General features: G+C 61.0%; 21 protein-coding genes and 1 tRNA gene. 17 read left to right on the top strand and 5 right to left on the bottom strand.

Going from position 1 to position 22,116, the window contains the following annotated elements; translation table 11 throughout:
- Positions 1-1,458: a sugar porter family MFS transporter gene (locus tag FHS06_RS09775; RefSeq protein ID WP_167048818.1), complete on the bottom strand. Its 1,458-nt coding sequence runs from the start codon at positions 1,456-1,458 to the stop codon at positions 1-3.
- A 69-nt stretch (positions 1,459-1,527) separates the two neighbouring features.
- Here FHS06_RS09775 and rsmA point away from each other — a divergent pair, with 69 nt between their 5' ends.
- Both rsmA and FHS06_RS09785 read left to right on the top strand, forming a co-directional pair.
- Positions 1,528-2,373: a 16S rRNA (adenine(1518)-N(6)/adenine(1519)-N(6))-dimethyltransferase RsmA gene (gene rsmA, locus FHS06_RS09780; RefSeq protein ID WP_167048820.1), complete on the top strand. Its 846-nt coding sequence runs from the start codon at positions 1,528-1,530 to the stop codon at positions 2,371-2,373.
- 125 nt (positions 2,374-2,498) lie between these two features.
- Positions 2,499-3,428: a phosphodiesterase gene (locus FHS06_RS09785; protein WP_167048822.1), complete on the top strand. Its 930-nt coding sequence runs from the start codon at positions 2,499-2,501 to the stop codon at positions 3,426-3,428.
- Here the strand turns inward: FHS06_RS09785 and FHS06_RS09790 are convergent.
- Positions 3,373-4,962 (bottom strand): stealth conserved region 3 domain-containing protein, encoded by a 1,590-nt coding sequence (locus FHS06_RS09790; RefSeq protein ID WP_167048824.1) that lies wholly within the window; start codon positions 4,960-4,962, stop codon positions 3,373-3,375. The genes FHS06_RS09785 and FHS06_RS09790 overlap by 56 nt on opposite strands.
- A 153-nt stretch (positions 4,963-5,115) precedes the next feature.
- Between FHS06_RS09790 and mgrA the strand changes: the two genes are divergently transcribed.
- The 9 genes from mgrA to FHS06_RS09835 all read left to right on the top strand — a co-directional run bounded on the left by mgrA (position 5,116) and on the right by FHS06_RS09835 (position 14,010).
- Complete coding sequence (gene mgrA / locus FHS06_RS09795; protein WP_182486489.1) at positions 5,116-6,174, top strand: L-glyceraldehyde 3-phosphate reductase; 1,059 nt, start codon at positions 5,116-5,118, stop codon at positions 6,172-6,174.
- On the top strand, positions 6,171-7,124 hold the full coding sequence (locus tag FHS06_RS09800; protein WP_167048829.1) for a 4-(cytidine 5'-diphospho)-2-C-methyl-D-erythritol kinase: 954 nt from the start codon (positions 6,171-6,173) through the stop codon (positions 7,122-7,124). The genes mgrA and FHS06_RS09800 overlap by 4 nt, the downstream gene beginning before the upstream one ends.
- A 2-nt stretch (positions 7,125-7,126) precedes the next feature.
- Positions 7,127-8,440, top strand: a complete 1,314-nt coding sequence (locus tag FHS06_RS09805) for a GNAT family N-acetyltransferase (RefSeq protein ID WP_167048831.1) — start codon at positions 7,127-7,129, stop codon at positions 8,438-8,440.
- A 143-nt stretch (positions 8,441-8,583) separates the two neighbouring features.
- Positions 8,584-8,889, top strand: a complete 306-nt coding sequence (locus FHS06_RS09810; RefSeq protein WP_167048833.1) for a DUF427 domain-containing protein — start codon at positions 8,584-8,586, stop codon at positions 8,887-8,889.
- Positions 8,890-8,916: 27 nt separating this feature from the next.
- Positions 8,917-9,744, top strand: coding sequence for an ABC transporter ATP-binding protein (locus tag FHS06_RS09815; protein WP_167048835.1), 828 nt, complete (start codon positions 8,917-8,919; stop codon positions 9,742-9,744).
- On the top strand, positions 9,741-10,430 hold the full coding sequence (locus FHS06_RS09820; RefSeq protein ID WP_167048837.1) for an ABC transporter permease: 690 nt from the start codon (positions 9,741-9,743) through the stop codon (positions 10,428-10,430). Before FHS06_RS09815 ends, FHS06_RS09820 begins: the two co-directional genes overlap by 4 nt.
- The gene (locus FHS06_RS09825) at positions 10,427-11,161 is read left to right on the top strand and encodes an ABC transporter permease (RefSeq protein WP_167048839.1); all 735 of its coding nucleotides are present in this window, start codon (positions 10,427-10,429) and stop codon (positions 11,159-11,161) included. The genes FHS06_RS09820 and FHS06_RS09825 overlap by 4 nt, the downstream gene beginning before the upstream one ends.
- Before the next feature lie 46 nt (positions 11,162-11,207).
- Complete coding sequence (locus tag FHS06_RS09830; RefSeq protein WP_167048841.1) at positions 11,208-12,128, top strand: ABC transporter substrate-binding protein; 921 nt, start codon at positions 11,208-11,210, stop codon at positions 12,126-12,128.
- Between the two features lie 82 nt (positions 12,129-12,210).
- A complete protein-coding gene (locus tag FHS06_RS09835) occupies positions 12,211-14,010 on the top strand; it encodes an ABC-F family ATP-binding cassette domain-containing protein (protein ID WP_167048843.1) in 1,800 nt (599 codons plus the stop codon).
- A gap of 6 nt (positions 14,011-14,016) precedes the next feature.
- Here FHS06_RS09835 and FHS06_RS09840 read toward each other — a convergent pair whose 3' ends face one another.
- Positions 14,017-14,547, bottom strand: coding sequence for a hypothetical protein (locus FHS06_RS09840; RefSeq protein ID WP_167048845.1), 531 nt, complete (start codon positions 14,545-14,547; stop codon positions 14,017-14,019).
- Positions 14,544-15,041, bottom strand: coding sequence for a MarR family winged helix-turn-helix transcriptional regulator (locus FHS06_RS09845; RefSeq protein WP_167048847.1), 498 nt, complete (start codon positions 15,039-15,041; stop codon positions 14,544-14,546). The genes FHS06_RS09840 and FHS06_RS09845 overlap by 4 nt, the downstream gene beginning before the upstream one ends.
- A gap of 76 nt (positions 15,042-15,117) precedes the next feature.
- On the opposite strand from FHS06_RS09845, the gene FHS06_RS09850 reads away from it, so the two are divergent.
- The 6 genes from FHS06_RS09850 to FHS06_RS09875 all read left to right on the top strand — a co-directional run bounded on the left by FHS06_RS09850 (position 15,118) and on the right by FHS06_RS09875 (position 20,666).
- Positions 15,118-15,189: transfer RNA gene (locus tag FHS06_RS09850), tRNA-Gln, on the top strand.
- Position 15,190: 1 nt separating this feature from the next.
- Entirely contained in the window at positions 15,191-16,660 is a 1,470-nt protein-coding gene (glmU, locus tag FHS06_RS09855; RefSeq protein ID WP_167048849.1) for a bifunctional UDP-N-acetylglucosamine diphosphorylase/glucosamine-1-phosphate N-acetyltransferase GlmU, read from the top strand.
- Positions 16,635-17,669, top strand: coding sequence for a ribose-phosphate diphosphokinase (locus tag FHS06_RS09860; protein ID WP_167048851.1), 1,035 nt, complete (start codon positions 16,635-16,637; stop codon positions 17,667-17,669). The genes glmU and FHS06_RS09860 overlap by 26 nt, the downstream gene beginning before the upstream one ends.
- An 89-nt stretch (positions 17,670-17,758) precedes the next feature.
- Positions 17,759-18,229 carry an FMN-binding protein gene (locus tag FHS06_RS09865; protein ID WP_167048853.1) on the top strand — a complete coding sequence of 157 codons (471 nt, stop codon included), beginning with the start codon at positions 17,759-17,761 and terminating at the stop codon, positions 18,227-18,229.
- Between the two features lie 20 nt (positions 18,230-18,249).
- Complete coding sequence (locus FHS06_RS09870) at positions 18,250-19,101, top strand: FAD:protein FMN transferase (RefSeq protein ID WP_167050263.1); 852 nt, start codon at positions 18,250-18,252, stop codon at positions 19,099-19,101.
- Positions 19,098-20,666 carry an FAD-dependent oxidoreductase gene (locus FHS06_RS09875; RefSeq protein WP_167048855.1) on the top strand — a complete coding sequence of 523 codons (1,569 nt, stop codon included), beginning with the start codon at positions 19,098-19,100 and terminating at the stop codon, positions 20,664-20,666. Before FHS06_RS09870 ends, FHS06_RS09875 begins: the two co-directional genes overlap by 4 nt.
- Here FHS06_RS09875 and FHS06_RS09880 read toward each other — a convergent pair.
- Positions 20,660-22,087, bottom strand: a complete 1,428-nt coding sequence (locus tag FHS06_RS09880) for a sensor histidine kinase (RefSeq protein ID WP_167048856.1) — start codon at positions 22,085-22,087, stop codon at positions 20,660-20,662. The genes FHS06_RS09875 and FHS06_RS09880 overlap by 7 nt on opposite strands.
- Positions 22,088-22,116: the final 29 nt, after the last annotated feature.

Here is a 22,116-nt window from a genome sequence, read left to right on the forward strand (position 1 = left end):
CTAGGCCTTCGTCTTTTTCGGTTTTTGGGTGAAGAGGGTCTCGGTCTTCTCTAGCTCCATGCCCTTTGTCTCCGGTACGCGCAGCAGCACGTAGAAGAACGAGAGAGCGGCAAATGCGGCGTACATGCTGTACGTAAGCGGAAGCGACCAGCTCGACATCGCAGGGAACGACACTGTGATGAGGAAGTTGGCGATCCACTGCGCACCTGCGGCGACACCGAGTGCCTTGCCACGAATTCGGCTGGGGAAGATTTCGCCGAGCAGCACCCAGACGAGAGGGCCCCATGACGCTCCGAAGCCGACAACGAAGAGGTTGGCGGCAACAAGCGCGACGGGACCCCATGCACCGGGCAACGACACTTCGCCATCGACGGTGACCGAGAAAGCGAACGCGAGCGCCATGGCGCCGAGAGACACCGTCATCATGATGGAACCGGTCAAGAGAATCGGCTTTCGACCGATACGGTCGACCAAGAAGATGGCGATAAGAGTAACGAGAACGTTCGTGACCGAGGTGATCACACCGATAAGTAGCGAATTGCTTTCATTGAATCCGACCGCTTTCCAGAGCGTCGTGGAGTAGTAGAAGATCACGTTGATGCCGACGAACTGCTGGAAGACCGACAGGATGATTCCCACCCAGACGATCGACTGGAGTCCCAGCACGGGTCCTCGAAGCGTCGCGTTGGAGTTCTTACGGTCCGCGTCGATGCTGTTTCTGATGTCTCGCATCGTGTGCTTGAGGTCAGCGGAGGGCACGAGGCGCGCGAAGATTTCTTCTGCGTCGTCGTCGCGGCCCTTGGCCATCAGGTACCGCGGTGATTCCGGAATCGTGAACGACAGGAGTCCGTAGACAGCTGCGGGCACGACGCCCACGAGGAACATCCAGCGCCAGGCTTCGAGGCCGAGCCAGAGCGTTTCAGAGGCGCCCCCGGCGCCCCAGACCATGACCGCGTCGCTCAAAAGTGCGGCGAAAATACCGAGCGTGATGGCGAGCTGCTGGAGAGATGCCAGGCCGCCGCGAATCTGACGCGGCGCTATTTCGGCGATATACGCCGGGGCCACAACCGAGGCGATACCGATACCGATACCGCCGATGACTCGCCAAAGAATGAGATCGGGAACGCTGAACGTTAGTCCCGAACCGATGGAGCTGACGAGGAACATGATCGCCCCGAGTCGCATGACGCGCAGGCGCCCCCAGCGATCCGAAAGGTTTCCGGCCAGCAGCGCTCCCACGGCACAACCGAGAAGCGCGACAGCCACGACAAAACCGGTGAGCACGTCACCAATGTCGAAATTGCCTTGGATCGAATCGACGGCACCGTTGATGACGGATGAATCGAAACCAAAAAGAAAGCCGCCTACGGCGGCGGCTACCGAAAGCCCGATCGCGCGGCGCCCGAACGGGCTACGCAGCGAGAAGGCGTCGGAGGGAATCGCACCTGTGCTGGTCATAGCCGTCAGAATATCCCCTGCGGGGCGCCGAGACGTCGTATTGACAGAACCCTAGCTAGGGTGAGAAGTATGTCTGTGACCCTGCTCGGCGCTACCGAGATTCGCGCCCTCGCTGGCGAACTCGACGTGACACCCACCAAGAAGCTCGGCCAGAACTTCGTCGTTGATGCAAACTCGGTGCGCAAAATCGTGCACGTTGCCCGGGTTACCGACAGCGACAAGGTTGTTGAAATCGGCCCGGGGCTCGGCTCTTTGACGCTGGCGATCCTGGAAACGGGCGCCTCTATGGTTGCTGTCGAGATCGATCACAGGCTGGCCGCGCGACTCGCCCAGACTGCTGCAGCTCACGGGGTGCCCGACGGCGCGCTCACAGTGATCGACGCCGATGCGCTTCACATCCTGGAACTGCCGGGTGCCCCCGACGTTCTTGTCGCGAACCTGCCCTACAACATTTCGGTCCCCGTGCTGCTCCACTTTCTTGAGCACTTCGACTCGTTGAGGCGTGGCGTCGTGATGGTGCAGGCCGAAGTCGGCGAGCGTCTCGCCGCAGCTCCCGGATCTAAGATTTACGGCTCGCCGAGCGCAAAAGCTGCCTGGTATGGGTCGTGGCGTCTCGCAGGCACCGTTTCGCGGCAGGTGTTTTGGCCGGTCCCCAACGTCGATAGCGTGCTCGTGGCTTTCGAGCGGGATGCTGCGCCCCGAGGTAGTGACGACGAACGCCGCAGCACGTTCCGCATCATCGACGCCGCGTTCGGTCAACGACGCAAGATGCTGCGCCAGGCGCTCGCGAGCGTTCTGGGCGGAACCGCCGCCGAGGCATCCGAGATTCTGGTGCGCGCCGGCGTTGCCCCCACATCGCGAGGCGAACAGCTGGGCATAGACGACTTTCAGCGGATCGCTCAGACGCTCGGATAACGAACCTTTTTTGGAATGTTCATATGTTGTTACCAGCGCCGCTATGAAACATGCCGGTAACATAACGAGCACGTTCCGCTGAACCACCATCCCGATGCCCGAGATGCGGAGCGCCAGGAGACATCATGCGCACTGCAGAATATGCCGCACCTGAACGCGTGCTGCTGCACATTAGCGACACTCACCTGCGGGCACCCGGGCCGCAACTCTTCGGCTCTCTCGACGGTGCAGCTCAGCTAACGAAAGCCTTGAACGCAATTACGGCCTCGGGCGCAGCGCCGGATGCTGTGGTGTTCACCGGTGACCTTGTAGATCTCGGCGAAGTAGACGCGTACCGTGCTCTTCGCGAGCTTGTGGAACCGTGGGCTGCGGGCCTCGGTGCGCCGGTGCTGTGGGTCATGGGAAACCACGATGACCGCCGCGCCTTCCGTAACGTGCTTCTCGACACGGATGCCGCCGACCCAAATGCCACGATCGACCGAGTCGATGAGCTCGATGGGCTTCGCGTCATCACGCTCGATACGAGCATTCCCGGCGAGCACTACGGCGAACTCAGCGACGCTCAGCTGGAGTGGCTTGCGGCTGAGCTATCCACGCCGGCACCACTTGGCACGATCTTGGCCATGCACCACCCGCCTGTCCCGGCCGTTCTTCCTCTCGCAGCGAGTGTGGAGCTTCGTGACCAGCGTCGCCTCGCTGCTGTCATTCGCGGATCCGATGTTCGTTCGATCATCGCGGGCCACTTGCACTACTCGACGTTTGCGACGTTCGCGGGTATTCCGGTGTCGGTTGCATCATCGACCTGTTACGCCCAAGACCTCACAGTGCCCACCGGCGGCACGCGCCCGCAAGACGGTTCGCAGGCATTCAACCTGGTGCACGTCTATGACGACACGGTCGTGCACTCGGTGGTGCCGGTGGACGTGCCAGTGCCTCTTGAGTACATCGACGCCGCAGAAGCTGAGCGCCGACTCGCTGATGCCGGAGTTCGAGCTCGCGCTACGACAGCGCGCCGGAGCGCGCACCAAAACGTTCGGCTGACGACGCTGCGCTGACCGCGGCGATTTCCCACGGCGCGCGCACCGGGAACATGCGTTCCAGTGCATCGCTCAGTACGCGAACACGCACCTCTTCGGGAACTTCGGCTTCGCCGCCATCGTTGAGGCAGAACATGTCGATGGTCCCGTCGTCGAGACGTTCGATCTTGCGGAGAGAATCAGCAAGTGTCGTTTGCACGTATCGCGTGTGAGGAGCCGTGGTTGCCACAGCGCGACCCGTGAAGAGTGCGTAGTAGTGGTACAGGCAGTTCGTCACCGAGATGTCTGTCGCAGCGCGGAATCGAGAGGCAGCCGTACGTGCGAAGTCTTCGGGAAACACTCGCTCGAGTTCCTCGAGCACGCTGCGGCGAAGGGGCGTTGCGCAGTGCTCGAGGTCACGGACGATCGTGCGGCCGAAACGCTCGCGCAAGAGTTCGCGATTCAACCGCAGAGCGTTGTCGTGGCCGCTGCGGTGGAGAGCACGGTTTCCGGTGCCGATGCGAACATCGCATTCGACGAACTGCGTCAGCCCACCCGGAGTGAAGAACATCTCCGGCTGCACAGCGCGACCGAAGAACATGTCGTCGTTGGAGTACAAGAAGTGCTCGGCTAGGCCGTCGATCTTGTGAAGCTGTGACTCCACCGCGTGTGAATTGTGGGTCGGGAGAGCTGCCGAGTCATCAAAGAACTCTTCGCTTCGTACGATCGTCACACGCGGGTCGTCTGCGAGCCATGCCGGTCGAGGCGAATCCGTCGCGATGAAGATGCGTCGCACCCACGGTGCATACATGTGCACGCTGCGAAGTGCGTAGCGGAGTTCGTCCACGTGCCGAAAGCGCGCGGCGCCGTCATCGCCTTCGCCAACCACGTAACCGGCCATTTGGGCTGCCCGTTGGCGTTGAAATTCTGTCGACGATCCATCAACCCACGAGAACACCATGTCGATGTCGTGGGTGATCTCGCTCGGGTGCGCTTCGAACATTCCGCTGACGGTGCGCCATTCGCGCCCAAAACGTGTGACGTCAGCGAAGACGATATCTTCGGCGGGCATGATGCGGCGGGTGAGCGCGTTATTGAGGGGCGCTTCGATGAGCTCTTCACCGAAGTGCCAGAACTCAACTCGCGCGGCGTGCTCCGCACCGTAGCGCTTACCACCAGAAGCGGCGCGGCGAGGGCGGAAGATGCGCACAGACGAGGGTCCGCTGTTTCGAATAGCAACGTCCGGCAGCGGCACGGTCGTCTTACCTTTTGTCTTCGCGTAGAGCGGCTCGCTCGAGCAGAGCGCAACGAGCGCGTCGAATGCTTCCTGCCGCAGGCTGTCGTCGACGACGATCGCAGGCACTGTGTTGCTGTGGCGGATCAGGATAACCGGGATGCCGGCGCTCTCTAGAGTCGATGCGACAAGCAGCAGGTCGCTAATGCGGGCTTCCGCAGGGGTCACATCGTCATGGACGAGATGAAGCATCCCATGATCGAGAACGACGTCCTCGCGTTCGAGCAAGCTGGCCCAGGGGTGCTGGTGTGCGTCGAGCGCAGAGAGTGTCGTTGCCATTTAGTCCTTCTTGTTGACAGTGTGTGTGCTCAGAGTACGTCCTGTTCGTTGCCAGGATGTTACTTGCCGTTTGGCTGCGGTTCACAGTTCGCAACTCTTGTCGAGCCGATGGCCGCGAACGAGACCGCCGAGTAGTCTCGAATCGTGACTGATATGCCGCGTTTCCGTTCCGATATCTCCGACCTCCACCGTCCGTACTCCGCAGCAGCTGGGCGTGAAAACCATCTCGGATATCGCCGAGTGGGGATGTCTGGGCTGTATCTTCCACCGCTCTCTCTCGGGCTGTGGTGGAACTTTGGCGACAATTTCCCCTTCGACAATCAGCGTGAGATTCTGCGTCACGCGTTTGACTCCGGTATCACGCACTTCGATCTCGCCAATAATTACGGGCCGCCTTACGGGTCGGCAGAAACCAACTTCGGCCGCATGATGCGCGAAGACTTCGCTCGGTATCGCGATGAATTGATCATCTCGTCGAAGGCCGGATACGACATGTGGCCCGGCCCATACGGCGATTTCGGGTCACGGAAGTACATTCTTGCGAGCGCGGAACAGTCGCTGAAGCGAATGAGTATCGACTACGTCGACATTTTTTACTCCCACCGCGCCGACCCTGAGACGCCTCTTGAAGAGACGATCGGAGCACTCGACACACTTGTGCGCCAGGGTAAGGCCCTCTACGTCGGTATTTCTTCCTACAGCGCTGAGCGCACCTCCGAAGCGGCTCAAATCGCGCGAAACCTCGGTACACCGCTCATAATTCATCAGCCCTCGTATTCGATCCTCAACAGGTGGATCGAAGACGGTCTGACCGACGCGCTCCGCGAAGAGAAGATGGGGGCAATCGCGTTCACACCACTCGCGCAAGGCATCCTCACCGACAAGTATCTTGACGATGGCAGCGCGGATCGCGCTCAGAAGCGTAACTCTCTGCCGGGCGGGGCACTGTCGGAGAACGCACTCACATCGCTTCGCAGCCTGAATGACATTGCGCGCCAACGTGGTCAAACCCTGGCTCAGATGGCAATCCAATGGGTGTTGCGTGACGACGTTGTGGCCTCCGCTCTCGGCGGCGCGTCTTCGACACGCCAGCTCGATGAGAACTTGGCGGCGCTGAACGGGGCCGTATTCGACGATGATGAACTGCAGCGCATTGACAGTCTCGCCGGTGCGATCGACGTGAACCTCTGGGCGAAGTCTTCAGATCTATGAGCGGAGCCACGGCATCCACTTTCCAAGTGCACGTTCGTGCGCCTGGAAAGATCAACGTGTTTTTCGAGGTGGGCGCTGTCGAGTCCGACGGCTACCACGACGTTGCATCGGCTTATCAAGCTCTTTCGCTCTATGAAGACGTGTGGGCGGAGCACTCTGACGGCTTCTCGATTGAAGTTGCTGGCAGTGTCGATGTGGCCGGGGTGCCGCTCGACGAGAGCAATCTTGCTGTGCGTGCGGCGCGATTGCTCGCGAGCACGACGGGCTATTCCGGGGGAGTCCACCTCACTATCCATAAAGCGGTGCCAGTCGCCGGCGGGATGGGGGGTGGCTCCGCGGATGCTGCTGGGGCCCTTGTTGCGTGCGACGCGTTGTGGGGCACAGGCCTCGCGATGTCGGAACTCCATGAGCTCGCCGCAGAGCTCGGCGCCGATGTGCCATTTTCGCTTTTGGGCGGCACCGCTATCGGGACTGGCCGCGGCGATGAGTTGAGTCCAGCGCTCGCGCGCGGACGTTTCGAGTGGGTTCTGGTGTCGAATTCTCGGGGACTTTCCACTCCGGCGGTCTATCAGGCCCTGGACGAATATCGTGCGCAGCGCGTGTTGGATATTTCACCCGCACCGCGCGCGCCGATGGTCCCACCGGGCGTGATGCAAGCGCTGCGCGCAGGCGACCCCGATATGCTGGCTTTGCACGTGAGTAATGATCTTCAGGTTGCAGCGCTTGCGTTGCGTCCCGACCTGGCAGAGATCCTCGAACTCGGTGAACGTTCTGGGGCCCTTGCGGGCTTCGTTTCTGGGTCGGGCCCGACTCTTGCCTTCCTTGCACGAGATGAAGCATCTGCACTTGATTTGCAGGTGACGTTGAGTGCCGCGGGATGCGACGCGCTTCGAGCGCATGGGCCGGTTCCGGGCGCGCGCGTATCCACCGACCCAACACCCCGGAGGTGACGATGAATCTGACCACCGCACACCACGACGGCCCCGTCGATCAGCAGTCGAGTGAGAAGCTGGCACGTCGCGGTCTCGAACTGCGGCGCATGTCGAACGAACTCGAAGAGTTCGAGCCTTGGTTTCAAGCCGTATCTCGTGGATTCCTCGATGCTGAGCCCACTGATGTGCAGCGCGATGCTACGCACGAACGCTTTAACTACCGCCGACTCATCGGCGTGATCGACAGCACCGGCGTCATGCCCGAGGTGCCCGTCGGCACCTTCGCTTCATGGATGTCTGCTGTCTCGTTGCCGGGCGAACACGTTGTCACAACGTGCGCCATCAGCGACGTCACCGTTGCACCGACTCACCGACGTCGGGGGATCGCTCGCGCAATGATGGAGGGTGAACTTCGTCGCGCCGCGGCCGTCGGTATCCCGATGGCGACGCTCACCGTCACAGAGTCGAATATCTATGGCCGTTACGGTTTCGCCCCCGCGGCGACAGCAGGACGTTGGATCATCGATGCCAAGCGTGCCTCGTGGATTGGGCCCGATTACCCGGGCCGACTCGACTTCATTTCGCGCGCCGACTGGCGTGAGCGTGCACCGGAGATCTTTGAGCGTGTACGCCCGGGTCGCCCCGGCGAAGCCAAGATGCCCGGCGGATACTGGGATCGCTTTGCGGGAACTCGGCCCGATGTCGAAAAGCCGGGTAAGCGACGAGCCGTGCAGTACACCGATACCGAGGGTGTTGTTCGAGGGGTGGCGCTTTACGCGATCACCGAGAACAAAGAAGACTTCACGAAGTCTCACCTCGAGATTCTTTCGCTCATTTCGGATGACGATGAAGCGCACGGTGCACTCTGGCGGTTCTTTATCGATCATGACCTGATCGGCGAAATTCGGATGGACGAGGGTGGCATCGACGACCCGGTCCTCTGGATGATCTCTGACCAGAAGGCCGCGAAGGTGACTCTTTTTGACCACCACTACCTTCGTATCCTTGACCTCGCGGTCGTTCTGGCGTCGCGTACCTATGCCACCCCCGGACGCTTCGTGCTCGACATCTCGGATCCGCTCGACATCACCGGCGGGCGATGGATGCTCGACATCGATGCGTCCGGCGCAGCCGAGGTTTCACCGGCTCCAGCCGATGTGCCAGTCGGCGTGACTCAGGCGCGCATGGGTATCGGTGAGCTTGGCGCCATCATGGCTGGGCAGGTTTCAGCAGCCACGCTCGCTGCCGCTGGCCGTATCGAGACGACGGATGCCGTCGCCCTGGCTCGCGCATTCAGCTGGCATGAGCAGGCTCGTCTGAGCTTCGTCTACTGACACACCTCACCCCGGACATCGGTGCAGAACCTACACGATGAATTTGTTTCTCGACAAGTCTGCCCCGATGTCCGTTGGTGTCGATAGCGTTGGAGTAGCCGAAAACCAGGCGCATATATCGATTGCGCCTTTGGGAGGAAAACATGCAGGCACTACTGGGCACGACGGTTCTCGCTGAGGCCGAAGAAGCAGATCTCGTTCGTATCGAGGGCAACTGGTACTTTCCTCCCGCGAGCATCACCGCAGGTGTTCTCACCGAGAGCCCCACTGCCTACACGTGCCCGTGGAAGGGCGCGTGCCAGTACTACTCGGTAGTCGACGGCGACGCAGTGCAGCAGGTGGACGCCGCGTGGGCTTACCTCACTCCGTTCCCGTCTGCCATTGAGCGCGTTGGTTCTGACTTCTCTGGATATGTCGCCTTTTCGCCCCAGGTGAAGGTCGTCAGCTGACGCGCGAGCGTTGACGACCGCGACATCATGATTGAGTTTCGATCTGTCACTAAGACATTTCCGGGCGGTACAAACGCTGTTGAAGAGTTCTCTCTAAAGATTCCGGCTCACACGACGACGGTTTTCGTCGGCTCGTCCGGATGTGGAAAGACGACGCTTCTGCGCATGATCAATCGGATGGTTGAGCCATCCGCCGGCGCCATTGAGATTGATGGCGAGGATGTGTCATCTGGAGACCCCGTGGGCCTTCGGCGCCGGATCGGTTACGTGATGCAGAACGCGGGCTTGATGCCGCACTTCACCGTCGCCGACAACATCGCGACGGTGCCCGTCTTGGGCGGCCAGAAGCGCGCCGCCGCGCGAGCTCGTGCCCTTGAGCTCATGGACACTGTTGGCCTCGATCGCGCAATGGCCGACCGTTATCCAGCGCAGCTTTCGGGCGGCCAGCAGCAACGGGTGGGGGTTGCGCGCGGGCTCGCCGCAGACCCCAACATTCTGCTGATGGATGAGCCCTTCGGTGCCGTTGATCCAATTGTGCGAAGCGAGCTTCAGCAAGAGCTGCTGCGCTTGCAGCGAGACGTTGCTAAGACGATCGTGTTTGTGACCCACGACATCGACGAGGCGTTTCTTCTCGGGGACCAGGTCGTCATTCTCGAGAAAGGCGCACACGTCGCGCAGGTCGGTAGCCCGAACGAAATTATCGAAAACCCAGCGAGCGATTTCGTGCGCTCCTTCATCGGCGCCGACAAAGGAAAGCGGGCTCTCCGGCTCAAAGCTACCGACGAAGGCACAGTCGTCATTGATGGCGAAGGGCGCGCGCAGGGCGCCCTCATTGAGGACGGCCGAAGCGGATGAGCTGGGTTTTCGACAACCTCGGTCTCATTGGAGAGCTGACGCTCGTGCATGCGCGTCAAAGCGTGATCGCTCTCGTCATCGGCTTCGTTCTCTCGGTGCCGTTGGGTTGGGTCGCGTGGCGCTACAAAATCGTGCGGAGCGGGATCATCACGATCACCGGGCTTCTCTACACGATCCCCTCTATCGCTCTGCTACTTCTTCTGCCGCCGGTGCTTGGCTATCCGATACTCAGCGAAGCCAACCTCATCGTCGCGCTCACGATTTACGCGTTGGCCATCCTCGTGCGGGCTGTTGCCGACGGGCTTGATTCCGTGGACCCAGCGGTTCGTCAGGCTGCTATCGCAGTGGGTTTTGGGCCTTTCCGCCGATTTTGGGCAATCGAATTTCCACTTGCTGGCCCCGTGATCTTGGCCGGTCTCCGGGTCACGGCAGCAAGCACGGTTTCGCTTACAACCGTCGGAATTCTCGTCGGAATCATCAATCTCGGCTACCTGTTCACAAACGGGTTGCAGCGGCGAATCGTGCCTGAGGTGCTCACTGGTGTGGTCGTCGTGATGGTGCTCGCTCTCGTCATCGACGCGATCCTCGTGATTCTTGGGCGAGTTCTGATGCCCTGGGTGCGTGCGCACCGCACACGGTCTCGCTCTGGCTCTGTTCGCACTGCAGTGGCGGAGAAGGCCGCATGAACTATCTCCTTGAGGCGCTCGCCTGGATTTTTTCGCCCGACCGTTTCTCCGGCACTGTGTCTCTGCCTGCCGCTCTCGGTCAGCAGTTGGGTTACACGGCTGCCGCCATCGTGATCGCATCGCTCATCGCGGTTCCGCTCGGTTGGCTCATCGGCCACACCGGGCGTGGACGAGAAGTCGCTGTTGCGGTCTCGGGAGCCGCCCGCGCTATTCCGTCGTTCGGATTGCTCGTGCTCTTGGTGCTCGTCCTCGGAGTGGTGAAAAAGCCCGAGGCCGCGATCATCACCTTCGTTGTGTTGGCAATTCCTTCAATCCTCGCTGGCGCATACTCGGGGTTCGAAGCTGTTGATCGGCGGACGGTCGATTCTGCTCGCGCGCTAGGTATGACGGAATGGCAAATACTTTGGCGAGTCGAGGTGCCGCTCGGCCTACCCTTGCTTGTGGGTGGTCTGCGTTCAGCAACGCTGCAAGTTGTGGCCACAGTCACAATCGCCGCCTACGTCATGCCGGTAGGACTCGGCCAGTACATCATCACCGGCCTGCAACTTCGCCAGCTTGACGTTCTCATCGGCGGCGCGATACTTGTCGCAGTGCTTGCGCTTGTACTCGACGGGCTCTTCGCACTCGCGCAGCGACTGGTGGTTCCTGCCGGAGTCTCGGCGGCTGAACGAGTAAGTTCAGGCAAGCCGCCGAGGCAAGTCCGCAAACGCGCGATGTCCACCAGCTCATAGTTCCCGCACCCACCGCACCCACTGCACCAAGAAAGAGAGAATCGAAATGATACTCACACGAAAGAAAGGCGCCCTAGGCGTCGTTGGATTGACGGCCGTTGCGGCTCTAGCGCTCGCGGGATGCTCATCGGCTGACCCGCTTGACAGTGGCGACTCGAGTTCTGCAAGCTCCGACACGATCGTCATCGGATCTCAGGCGTACTACTCCAACGAGATCATCGCTGAGATTTACGCGCAGGCCCTGGAAAACGGTGGTTTCGAGGTTGAGCGCCAGTTCAACATCGGTCAGCGTGACGCGTATATTCCGTCGCTTGAAAGCGGCGAGATCACGCTGTTCCCGGAGTACAGCGGAAACCTGCTGCAGTATTTCGAGCCAGACACCGAGGCACGCACGTCTGATGACGTGTACGCGGCGTTGCAGGAGGCTCTGCCCGATAACCTGACCGTTCTTGACCAGTCGAGCGCAACTGACCAGGATTCCTACACCGTGACGGGAGCGTTCGCTGAAGAGAACAACCTCGTGTCGATCGGTGATCTCGCTGACGTCACAGAGCCGTTGACTCTCGGGGGACCTGCCGAACTGGCAGAGCGCCCGTACGGCCCGACCGGGCTGCAGGATGTCTATGGCGTTTCGGTAGATTTCACGGCGACCGGTGACACAACTGTCGATGACCTGATCGCAGGCACCGTCGACATGGCGAACGTCTACACGGCGGACCCGCGTATTTCGACGGACGACCTCGTCACGCTTGAAGACCCGGAGGGTCTCTTCCTCGCATCGAACGTCGTGCCTGTCGTTAACGCCGATGTGGCAGATGAAATCGCAAGTGTCATCAACGCTGTCAGTGCCGCGCTGACGCCTGAGGGCCTCGTGCAGCTGAACGTGGAGAGCACTGTAGACGAGATGTCATCCGCTGACATCGCTACCCAGTGGTTGACCGACAACGGCCTCATCGCAACCTCCTAGCGACAAAAAACGCCGACCGGAAGCGCTCACGCGCTCCCGGTCGGCGTTTTTTGTCAGCTCCGGTCGCTACGCTGGAATCAATATGGCGCATCTTCTCGGGGCCGAGGCCCTCCAGCTCGAATACCCGACCAAAGTCGTCTTCGACTCCATCTCTTTGGGAGTCAACGAGGGCGATCGCATCGGAATCGTCGGTCGCAATGGCGATGGCAAATCAAGTCTCATGGCGATGCTCGCTGGTCGAAAACAACCCGACGCCGGCCGAGTGACGGTGCGCAGCGGCGTACGGGTGGGCGTGCTCGATCAAGCTGACACCCTCGACGACGACGATACGGTAGGTCACGCGGTCGTTGGCGACCTTGAAGAATACGAGTGGGCAGGAGACGCCCGCATCCGCGACATCATCGCGGGACTGCTCGTTGATCTTGACTGGGGCAAGTCGCTCCGAGATCTTTCCGGCGGACAGCGTCGCCGCGTGGCGCTCGCTCAGCTTCTCGCGGGTGATTACGACATCCTCGCGCTCGACGAGCCCACAAACCACCTGGACGTTGAGGCGATCACGTGGCTTGCTGACCATCTCATCCGGCGCTGGCCCGCCTCGAGTGGCGGGCTCATGGTTGTGACGCACGACCGGTGGTTCCTGGATGCCGTCTGCACGGTGACCTGGGAAGTCCACGATCGGGTCGTCGACCCATTCGAGGGTGGGTATGCCGCCTACATCCTGCAGCGCGTCGAACGTGACCGGCAGTCCGCAACTATCGAAGCCCGCCGCCAGAATCTCGCTCGCAAAGAGCTGGCGTGGCTTCGACGAGGAGCCCCCGCGCGCACAACGAAGCCGAAGTTTCGGATTGATGCCGCCAACGAACTCATCTCAGATGTTCCAGAGATCCGTGACCCGGTAGCGCTCCAGTCGCTTGCCGTTTCTCGCCTCGGAAAGGACGTCGTCGATCTGCTTGACACCGGGGTTTCGTACGGTGACCACGAAGTTCTGCGTGATGTGGAATGGCGACTCGCGCCGGGGGAGCGCACCGGAATTCTCGGCGTCAACGGTGCAGGCAAGTCGACACTCCTTGGCCTCATCTCCGGTGATGTCGAGCCAACAGTTGGTCGCGTGAAGCGAGGCAAGACTGTTCAGGTCGCAACGCTCACTCAGCGACTCGATGAGCTCGAACAGCACCTCAATGATCCGGTACGCGTCGTCATCGCGAGTCTTCGCACGACGTACGCGTTCGGCTCTGGTTCGAAGTCTCAAGAGCTCACTCCGGGCCAGTTGCTCGAGCGGATGGGCTTCTCGACCGCGCAACTGTCTACTCCCGTGAAAGACCTCTCAGGAGGCCAGAAGCGTCGCCTTCAGCTGCTTCTCATTTTGCTTGAGCAGCCCAACGTGCTGATTCTCGATGAGCCCACAAACGACCTTGACACCGACATGCTCGCTGCCATGGAAGACCTACTCGACTCGTGGCCGGGAACACTGATCGTCGTTTCCCACGATCGCTACTTTCTTGAACGCGTTACCGATCAGCAGTATGCGATTCTCGGCGGGCGGCTCCGTCATCTCCCCGGAGGCGTTGATGAGTACCTCCGACTTCGCCACATCGAGCAAACGACGGGCGGCTCATCCGGGTCGACCTCGTCTTCGACCTCGACTGCTACTCCCGCGCTCTCAGGTGCAGACGCTCGTGCAGCACAAAAAGAGGTGTCATCTCTTGAGCGCCGATTGATGAAGATCGACAAGCAGGTCTCCGCGGCACGAACAGCGCTTGCCGACCGCGACCAATCTGACTACGAAGGTCTTGCCGCTGAGATGGCCCGAATTTCCGGCCTCGAGTCGGAACGGGACGCCATTGAGGAGCGCTGGTTCTCGCTCACCGAGCAGATCGGCTGAGCGAGATCAGTGAATTGCGTACTCGAGAAGAATGATCACGAGTCCGAGTAATGCAGTTCCGGCGGCTCCGAAGAGTCGCACGATGATGTGGGCGCCACGCTTCGCATACGCGGAGTATCCCAGCAGCGCAAGCATGGCTACGGCAACCCACATCGAGGAGATATAGGCGTCATCTGCGGAGGCGCCTTGAACTCCAGTGATGACCAAAACGAGTGTCGTGGGAATCGAGGCGTACAGCATCCCTGAGGCGTGAGCGATCCCGTGACGAATTGCTCGCCAAAGCCCGTGCTCCCCGTGCGACGTCAGCGTATGAGCGAAGACGTGCGCGATAAAAAAGACAATCAGCGTGCCAACTGCGGTGTCGAGCATGTCCCACGCATCGACGGCGTGGTCCGAAGCGATGGTGATGAAGGCTGTAAAGACGATCAGGCCGTAGACAGCTGGTGCGCTGCGAAACCGGCTATCGAACCAGGCGCCGAAACCGCCAGCGTTGTGGTGCGCGCCGTCGACGGCGGAATGATCAGAATTTTCGCTCATGACTCGAACCCCATGCTCAACTTTCGAAGCAGCGTAGCGAGTCTGTCTCGATCGCCGCGCGAAAGTGCTCCGAGCAGGACAGATTCGGCGTCCACGAGTCGAGTGATCGCCGCATCGACCCGCGTGCGCCCGTTTCCTGTGAGGATCACGAGAATACTTCGACCGTCTACCGGGTCTGCCTCGCGTCTCACAAGACCTCGATCAACCAGTCGGTCGATCCTGTTCGTCATCGTTCCGCTCGAAACCAGCGTTTGCTGAAGCAACAGCTTCGGGCTCATTTGAAACGGTTCGCCCGCACGTCGAAGTGCTGAGAGCACGTCCCACTCCCACGGTTCCAGCTCACTACGCCGAAATGCGTCGCGTCGTGCTCGATCAAGGTGCCGAGAGAGCCGGTCGACACGCGAGAGTACTTCGAGCGGTGAGAAGTCGAGATCGGGCCGTTGGCTCACCCAGGCACCAACGATTCTGTCGACTTCGTCGGTCTCGTGCGTCATGTCTCTCATATCGTCGTCGCTGCAACTTCTTCAGATTCTGGCAGACTGGAGGTAGTGGCGCCTTCGGGCGCCTCGGTCCGCTGTGGTGTAACGGCAGCACGACAGCCTTTGGAGCTGTTAGGTCTAGGTTCGAATCCTGGCGGCGGAGCATGTCCCCAAGCGCTGAGACCCCACTCGCAGTGATCATCCTCGCTGCGGGCCAGGGTACGCGCATGAAGTCCCGTCTGCCCAAAGTGTTGCACGAGATCGGCGGCCGCTCTCTCGTGGGGCACGTCTTGGATTCGGCACGAAGCTTGAACCCCACGCATGTGGTCGTTGTTGTTCGTCACGAACGTGACCTCGTCGAGTCAGAAATCCGGACGGTTGACCCGCATGTCGCTGTCGTGGATCAAGATGACGTCCCGGGTACCGGCCGTGCCGTGCAACTTGCGATGGACGCATTGAGCGATTTCGAAGGTGATGTGCTCGTGTTGAGCGGTGACGTGCCGCTGCTGGATGCTGACACGATCGCCCTGCTGGTTTCGGCGCACCGCGCCAGCACCGCCGCGGTAACGCTCCTCAGCGCCCTGATGGATGAACCATACGGTTACGGCCGCATCATTCGAAGCGCGCACGGCTCGGTCGAACGCATCGTGGAACAAAAGGATGCGACGAGCGATGAGACGGCTATCGATGAGATCAACGCGGGGGTCTATGTATTCCGGTCTCTCGAGCTTCAAAAGCGCATCGGTCAGATCGGGTCAGCCAACGCCCAGGGCGAGCGCTATCTGACCGACATGGTTTCGCTCCTGCGTGCCGACGGGCTCACTGCGGAAGCGACTGTTGCCCCGGATGCATCAATCGTGCTCGGCGTCAACGATCGTGTTCAGCTGAGCGAGGCCGCGCGCACCCTCAACGCGCGCACCGTCACTAAGTGGCAGCGTGAAGGCGTCACGGTTCTCGACACGGCGACCACATGGATCGACGTTAAAGCCGAGCTCGCGCCGGACGTGACGCTGCTACCGAACACGTTCATTCTCGGTGCGACCACTGTTGCCGCTGGCGCGACGATCGGCCCCGATACGACGCTTCGGGATTGCGAAATTGCCGAAGATGCAAAGATCACGCGCACTGATGCCACGCTTGCCGTCGTCGGGAAGCGCGTAAACATCGGTCCGTTCGCCTTTCTGCGACCGGGAACAGTTGTGCACGCAGACGGCAAGGTCGGCACGTTTGTTGAGACAAAGAACTCGACGATCGGTGCTGGCAGCAAAGTGCCGCACCTGTCGTACGTCGGTGACACGACAATCGGTGCGCACGTCAACCTTGGAGCTGGCGCTGTTACCGCCAACTATGACGATTTGACCAAGCATCGCACCGAGATCGGCGACGAAGTACACACTGGCTCGCACAACGTCTTCGTTGCGCCGGTTAAGATCGGAGACGGCGCGAAAACAGGCGCCGGTGCCGTCATCCGAAAGGATGTCCCCGCCGGTGCTCTTGCACTTAGCGTCGCCCCCCAGCGCAACATCACCGGGTGGGTCGAGACCAACAGACCGGGTACCGGTGCCGCAGACGCGGCCGCTGCGTCCCGTGCGGCACAGGAAACAGGCAATGGCACGCAAAAAGAAGACAGTTGACCTCGACCGCGAAAACGGAATCGCCCCGGGATTGGTCGCGAAGACCAAGAAGCGGCTGGTTGTCGTGTCAGGACGGTCGCACCTTGAACTCGCGCATGACGTTGCCACGGGGTTAGGTACTGAGCTCGTACCCACCGAGCACCGCACTTTTGCAAGCGGTGAAATCTACACCCGCTTCGAAGTATCAATTCGTGGGTGCGATGTCTTTGTCATCCAGTCCTTCGGCCCGCCCGTCAACGAGTGGTTGATGGAGCTGATGATTATGGTCGATGCGCTCAAGCGTGCATCCGCCAAGCGCATCACTATCGTCGCGCCGTACTATCCCTACTCGCGTCAAGACAAAAAGGGCCGCGGTCGCGAGCCCATCAGTGCGCGCCTCGTCGCCGACCTTCTGCGCACGGCCGGTGCTGACCGCATCATGAGCGTTGACCTTCACGCGCCCCAGATTCAGGGTTTCTTCGACGGTCCCGTTGACCACCTGTTCGCAAAGCCGGTGCTGCTTGAACACTTTGAACAGAACCTCACTGCCGAAGACCGTGCACAGCTCACTGTCGTCTCACCTGACATGGGTCGCGTTCGTGTTGCAGACACCTGGTCAGACAGCCTGGGTGCCCCGCTCGCGATCATCCACAAGCGTCGCGACCCGAAGGTTGCCAACCAGGTCACCGTGCACGACATCGTCGGAGAGGTCGACGGGCGCGTGTGCTTGCTCGTCGACGACATGATCGACACCGGTGGAACGATTGTTAAGGCGGCCCAAGCGCTGAAGGCGAGTGGGGCAAAGAAGGTCATCGTCGCCGCGACTCACGCGATCTTCAGTGATCCCGCGGTTGAGCGCCTGCAGGACTCCTCAATTGACCAGGTTGTGGTGACAGACACAGTTCCACTGCCCCCGGAGCGTCGCTGGGACGCGCTCGTGGTGCTTCCCATCGCGCCGCTGCTCGCTCGTGCAATTCATGAGGTCTTCGAAGACGGCTCCGTGACGAGCATGTTTGACGGTGCTGCGTAAAACCCTCACCACATGTCACATGGGACCGCTCGGAGTTTATTCATAGCCGCACACACGACGATGGTTTTTCACTACTCAGGAGGACGACCATGATCCGATCCACCATCGCGCCCCGACCCGTTCGCGTCGCCGCTGCCCTGGCGTCCGTTGCCGGACTCGTCGCCCTGGCAGGTTGCTCGACGACGGACACATCGACGACGACCGATTCGGCGGCTGCGACGCCAGAGAGCTCCGCCGCGGCCGGGTCCAACGCGTCGAGTGGCACGTACGACGACGGCACATACACTGCGGAGGGCACGTATCAGACGCCCGAATCCGTCGAGACGATCAGCGTGACTGTGACTCTCGCAGACAATGTGATCACCGATGTCGAGGTCACGGGCGATCCGCAAGCGCGCGAGTCGCAGCAATACCAGTCCGAGTTCATCGGTGGGATAGCCGATGTCGTCGAGGGCAAAAACATCGACGACATCTCGGTCAGCCGAGTCGCTGGCTCATCCCTCACGAGCTCCGGATTCAACTCGGCAATCGAAGAAATCAAGTCCGAAGCAGCCGCGTGACTGCGAATGGCGAAGCGTTGATGTGGCGCTTCGCCGCTATCGGTACGCAGTGGGAGATCGAGACGGCACGCCCACTCACCCGCGACGAGCGTTCCGAGATCAGCGACCTGATCGCTGAATTCGACCTCACCTGGTCACGATTTCGTGCTGACTCAGCCGTGACACTTCTCGCCGACGGCGGCGGCGTCATCCCTCTTCCGTCGGACGCTGATGACATTTTGACGGTCTACCGCGAACTCACCGCTGCAACTGCTGGTGCCGTCAACCCCCTGGTGGGGCACTCGCTCGCTCGGCGAGGGTATGACGCTCGTTTGTCGTTAGTTGACAGCGGGCCCGCACCGGCACCAGAGGTTTGGGAAGACATTCTGGCCTGGAACGAGACTCACCTGCGGGTCTCGGAGCCGGGGGCCATAATCGACATCGGGGCGATCGGAAAAGGCCGCCTCGTCGATCTGGTGTTCGCCCACGTTGTTACCCGCGTGGATGGCCCCGTGATCGTTGATGCGAGCGGTGACCTCGCTGTGCAGGGGACGCCGGTACGTGTAGGGCTCGAGCATCCCTTCGATAGCCGGCGCGTCGTTGGAGTGTACGAACTCCACGATGAGGCGCTGTGCGCGTCGGCGACCAACCGGAGATCTTGGGGTGACGGACTGCACCACGTTCTCGATGCCCGTACAGGCATTCCGGTGCGTACTATTGCGGCAACATGGGCTGTGCATCCGGATGCCATGCACGCGGATGCCGCAGCAACAGCCCTGTTCTTCGATGGCGGTCCAGAGCTTGCTGCCGCGTGGGGCGTTGACTGGGTACGCATGACGACAGACGGACGGGTGGAATGGTCACCCGGTGGAAGAGCTGAGATTTTCCGATGAGAACGACACTGGTATCGTCCTGGAACCGGATTTATGCGGCTCTCGGCCGCATTTCGATGTATCGGCTCGTACTGATGGCGCTCGGCTTGCTCGCCGTCATCGCGTTTGGGGCTTCTTTTTTTGCTCTCGTTGCTCCCAGCCCGCTCGAGATGATCGCAACCCTTGCTGTGCTGGCGATCGTCTGCGTGGGCGTCGATGCCGCGGCGCAGCGAATTTTGCGGCTGCCGCAGCGCTTTGAGTCATCGCTCATTACCGCGCTGATCCTGCTTTTCATTCTGCGACCGACGATAGAGCCTGTTGCTCTTCTAGGCATTGCGCTTGCCGGGTTCGTGGCGTCGGCGTCGAAATATCTGCTGGTGTGGCGCGGCCGGCATATCTTCAACCCCGCAGCCACCGGTGCTGCAGTACTGACGATCGTCTCAAGCTTTCTCCCATTCGAGGTGGGCCTTGGGAGCGCAGCATGGTGGGTGGGGACCCCGGTGCTTTTCGCACCGGCTCTCTTCCTCGGAGTGCTCGTACTCTCGCGCATAGAGAAACTGGCCGTTGTTGCGGTTTTCTTTGTCGTCGCGACGCTCGTCTCTTTTGTCCGTGTGGCAGTTCAGTTACAAGACGCTGGTCTCACCCTCGACATCGCCACCCAGCTTTCCCAGATTCTTACTGCCTCGCCCTTCCTCTTTCTCGGCGCATTCATGCTTTCTGAGCCGCTCACGATGCCGCCGCGACGCTGGCAGCAGTACGTCGTCGCCCTTGTCGTCGGCGCTCTTGCGGGCTGGCCCATAAGCGTCGGCGCGTTCACCCTCGGCCAAGAGCGTGCGCTCTTGATCGGAAACCTTCTGGCCTTCGCGTTTTGCTTGCGCCAAGCGATTCACCTCACGCTTGTCGCGCGCGGAATGCCGACGTCGACATCACACGAGCTCATTTTCAGTTCGCGTCGGCCGCTTTCGTTCACGGCGGGCCAATATCTCGAGCTCGATGTGCCTCACCGTCGCCCCGATGCTCGTGGAACACGCCGTGAGTTCAGCATTGTGTCAGCGCCGGCTGACCTCCCGGAGGTGCGCGTTGCCTACCGGGATGGTGCGGGACCGCAGAGTACGTACAAACGCGCTCTGGGTGAGGTCAGGCCGGGGGATGCGCTTGCCGTGACGGGAGTGTGGGGCGACTTCGTGCTGCCGCGCGATGTCACCCGACCTGTCCTGATGGTCGCCGCAGGCATCGGCATCACGCCGTTCATCTCTCAGCTTCGCCAGATGCGACTCGCAGGACCGAAACGCGACGTGGTACTGGTCTACGTCGCGCGAACCGGGGAAGAGCTCGCGTTCCGCGAAGAGCTCGAATCCGCGAATATTCCTGTCATCGTTTACAGCGCCGATGATCCCAACGATCTTCCGCGCTCGTGGCAGTGGACCGGAGGGCAGCGCCTCGATGCGGCATCCCTCGAGGTCGCTGTGCCTGACCTCGCGTCACGGCACGCATTCACTTCCGGTCCGCCGGCACTCATCGCAGACCTTGCCCCCGCGCTTCGGAAAGCGCGGGGGCTCACAACGGATGCCTTCAGCGGTTACTGAGCATGTTCCGCTGCGTCAGGAGCATCTGGTCGCGCAGGTAGGCGCACGGTGAAAGTGGTGTCTCCCGGCAGCGATGACACCGAGATGGTGCCTCGATGCGCATCGACAATTGCTCTCGCGATCGAGAGCCCGAGGCCGGTACCGCCGGTCCTGCGTGCCCGCGAGGTGTCAGCTCGAGCGAACCGCTCAAACAGTTCGTTAGCGATGGAAGGCTCAACGCCTGGCCCGTCGTCGTGCACTCGGATTACTGCTTCCGCAGCCTCGCGAGTCACTGAGAGCGTCACGTTGGTTCCGACCGCTGTGTGAGTGCGTGCGTTCGCAAGCAGATTTACGACGACCTGATGAAGTCGCGGCTCATCGCCGGCGACAATGATGGGTTCATCGTCGAGTTCGATTTCCCAGTTGTGGTCGGTCCCGGCCGCCTGCGCGTCACCGACAGTTTCGATTGCCATGCGGCTGAGGTCGACCGCGCCGTAGACGAGGTCTTGGCCCTCTTCGAGGCGTGCCAGCAGCAGCAGATCTTCGACGAGCGCTGTCATTCGCAGTGACTGCGCTTGGATGCGCTCGAGAGACGTCTCGGTGTTGGCGACTGGTTCAGCACCGTTTCCCTGGCGGATCGCTCGAAGCGAAAGTTCTGAATAGCCACGAATTGATGCCAGGGGAGTGCGCAGTTCATGGCTCGCATCGGCGACGAATCTGCGCATACGTTCTTCGTTTCGCTGACGTTCTTCGAGCGAGGAGTCGACATGGTCGAGAAGAGTGTTGAGAGCATCGCCGACGCTGCCGATTTCGGTATGGGGGTCGGACTGCTCGGCGGGTACCCGTTCTGAAATGCGCACGGAGCCCTCCGAAAGTGGCATCCGTGCGACTCGTTGCGCCGTTTCTGCGACAGCTCGAAGCGGCCGGAGGCTACGGCGAATGACGAGCACAATGACAACACCCAGCAAGATCAGGCCACCGATTGTCACGAGAGTGACGCTCGTCAGGATCGTGCCGAGCGTCGTTGTCACCTCGGAGGTGGGGAGTCCGTAGGCGGCAAAGAGGCCGGAGGGGGATCCCGTGTAATTCAGGCGGTATTCCCCGAGGCCTGGCAGATCAACTGTCACAAAACCTGGCTCATCGAGGGCCGCGACGACCGCGCTTAGTTGCTCCGAAGTGAGCTCGGCGACGTCGGCGTCAGTGGTGACGTACGCCCCTGTAAGTCCGCCCGGCACCTGCAAAATCATGAGGTAGCCCTGCGTCTGGCGCCCGGTGTCGAGAACATCGGACGCGGTAGATGTTGCTGTCACGCGTCGCAAATCTGGGGTCTCTTCGACTACTTGCGTATTGAGGTTCTCCTGCAGGATGCTCTCGAGAATGGCGCCAGTAGCAAGCCCCGCCCCCACGAAGATGAGCGAGACGATTCCGACAACTGCGGTCATCAGGCGCGCCTGAAGGCTCCAACTGCGAC

Source organism: Microbacterium halimionae (assembly GCF_011761265.1).
Taxonomy (GTDB): Bacteria; Actinomycetota; Actinomycetes; order Actinomycetales; family Microbacteriaceae; genus Microbacterium; species Microbacterium halimionae.

What these genes read in the sequence shown, in the direction of transcription:
- FHS06_RS09775 (WP_167048818.1), bottom strand. Translation starts at nt 1,458, where the DNA reads ATGACCAGCACAGGTGCGATTCCCTCCGACGCCTTCTCGCTGCGTAGC.
- rsmA (WP_167048820.1), top strand. Translation starts at nt 1,528, where the DNA reads ATGTCTGTGACCCTGCTCGGCGCTACCGAGATTCGCGCCCTCGCTGGC.
- FHS06_RS09785 (WP_167048822.1), top strand. Translation starts at nt 2,499, where the DNA reads ATGCGCACTGCAGAATATGCCGCACCTGAACGCGTGCTGCTGCACATT.
- FHS06_RS09790 (WP_167048824.1), bottom strand. Translation starts at nt 4,962, where the DNA reads ATGGCAACGACACTCTCTGCGCTCGACGCACACCAGCACCCCTGGGCC.
- mgrA (WP_182486489.1), top strand. Translation starts at nt 5,116, where the DNA reads ATGCCGCGTTTCCGTTCCGATATCTCCGACCTCCACCGTCCGTACTCC.
- FHS06_RS09800 (WP_167048829.1), top strand. Translation starts at nt 6,171, where the DNA reads ATGAGCGGAGCCACGGCATCCACTTTCCAAGTGCACGTTCGTGCGCCT.
- FHS06_RS09805 (WP_167048831.1), top strand. Translation starts at nt 7,127, where the DNA reads ATGAATCTGACCACCGCACACCACGACGGCCCCGTCGATCAGCAGTCG.
- FHS06_RS09810 (WP_167048833.1), top strand. Translation starts at nt 8,584, where the DNA reads ATGCAGGCACTACTGGGCACGACGGTTCTCGCTGAGGCCGAAGAAGCA.
- FHS06_RS09815 (WP_167048835.1), top strand. Translation starts at nt 8,917, where the DNA reads ATGATTGAGTTTCGATCTGTCACTAAGACATTTCCGGGCGGTACAAAC.
- FHS06_RS09820 (WP_167048837.1), top strand. Translation starts at nt 9,741, where the DNA reads ATGAGCTGGGTTTTCGACAACCTCGGTCTCATTGGAGAGCTGACGCTC.
- FHS06_RS09825 (WP_167048839.1), top strand. Translation starts at nt 10,427, where the DNA reads ATGAACTATCTCCTTGAGGCGCTCGCCTGGATTTTTTCGCCCGACCGT.
- FHS06_RS09830 (WP_167048841.1), top strand. Translation starts at nt 11,208, where the DNA reads ATGATACTCACACGAAAGAAAGGCGCCCTAGGCGTCGTTGGATTGACG.
- FHS06_RS09835 (WP_167048843.1), top strand. Translation starts at nt 12,211, where the DNA reads ATGGCGCATCTTCTCGGGGCCGAGGCCCTCCAGCTCGAATACCCGACC.
- FHS06_RS09840 (WP_167048845.1), bottom strand. Translation starts at nt 14,547, where the DNA reads ATGAGCGAAAATTCTGATCATTCCGCCGTCGACGGCGCGCACCACAAC.
- FHS06_RS09845 (WP_167048847.1), bottom strand. Translation starts at nt 15,041, where the DNA reads ATGACGCACGAGACCGACGAAGTCGACAGAATCGTTGGTGCCTGGGTG.
- glmU (WP_167048849.1), top strand. Translation starts at nt 15,191, where the DNA reads ATGTCCCCAAGCGCTGAGACCCCACTCGCAGTGATCATCCTCGCTGCG.
- FHS06_RS09860 (WP_167048851.1), top strand. Translation starts at nt 16,635, where the DNA reads ATGGCACGCAAAAAGAAGACAGTTGACCTCGACCGCGAAAACGGAATC.
- FHS06_RS09865 (WP_167048853.1), top strand. Translation starts at nt 17,759, where the DNA reads ATGATCCGATCCACCATCGCGCCCCGACCCGTTCGCGTCGCCGCTGCC.
- FHS06_RS09870 (WP_167050263.1), top strand. Translation starts at nt 18,250, where the DNA reads ATGTGGCGCTTCGCCGCTATCGGTACGCAGTGGGAGATCGAGACGGCA.
- FHS06_RS09875 (WP_167048855.1), top strand. Translation starts at nt 19,098, where the DNA reads ATGAGAACGACACTGGTATCGTCCTGGAACCGGATTTATGCGGCTCTC.
- FHS06_RS09880 (WP_167048856.1), bottom strand. Translation starts at nt 22,087, where the DNA reads ATGACCGCAGTTGTCGGAATCGTCTCGCTCATCTTCGTGGGGGCGGGG.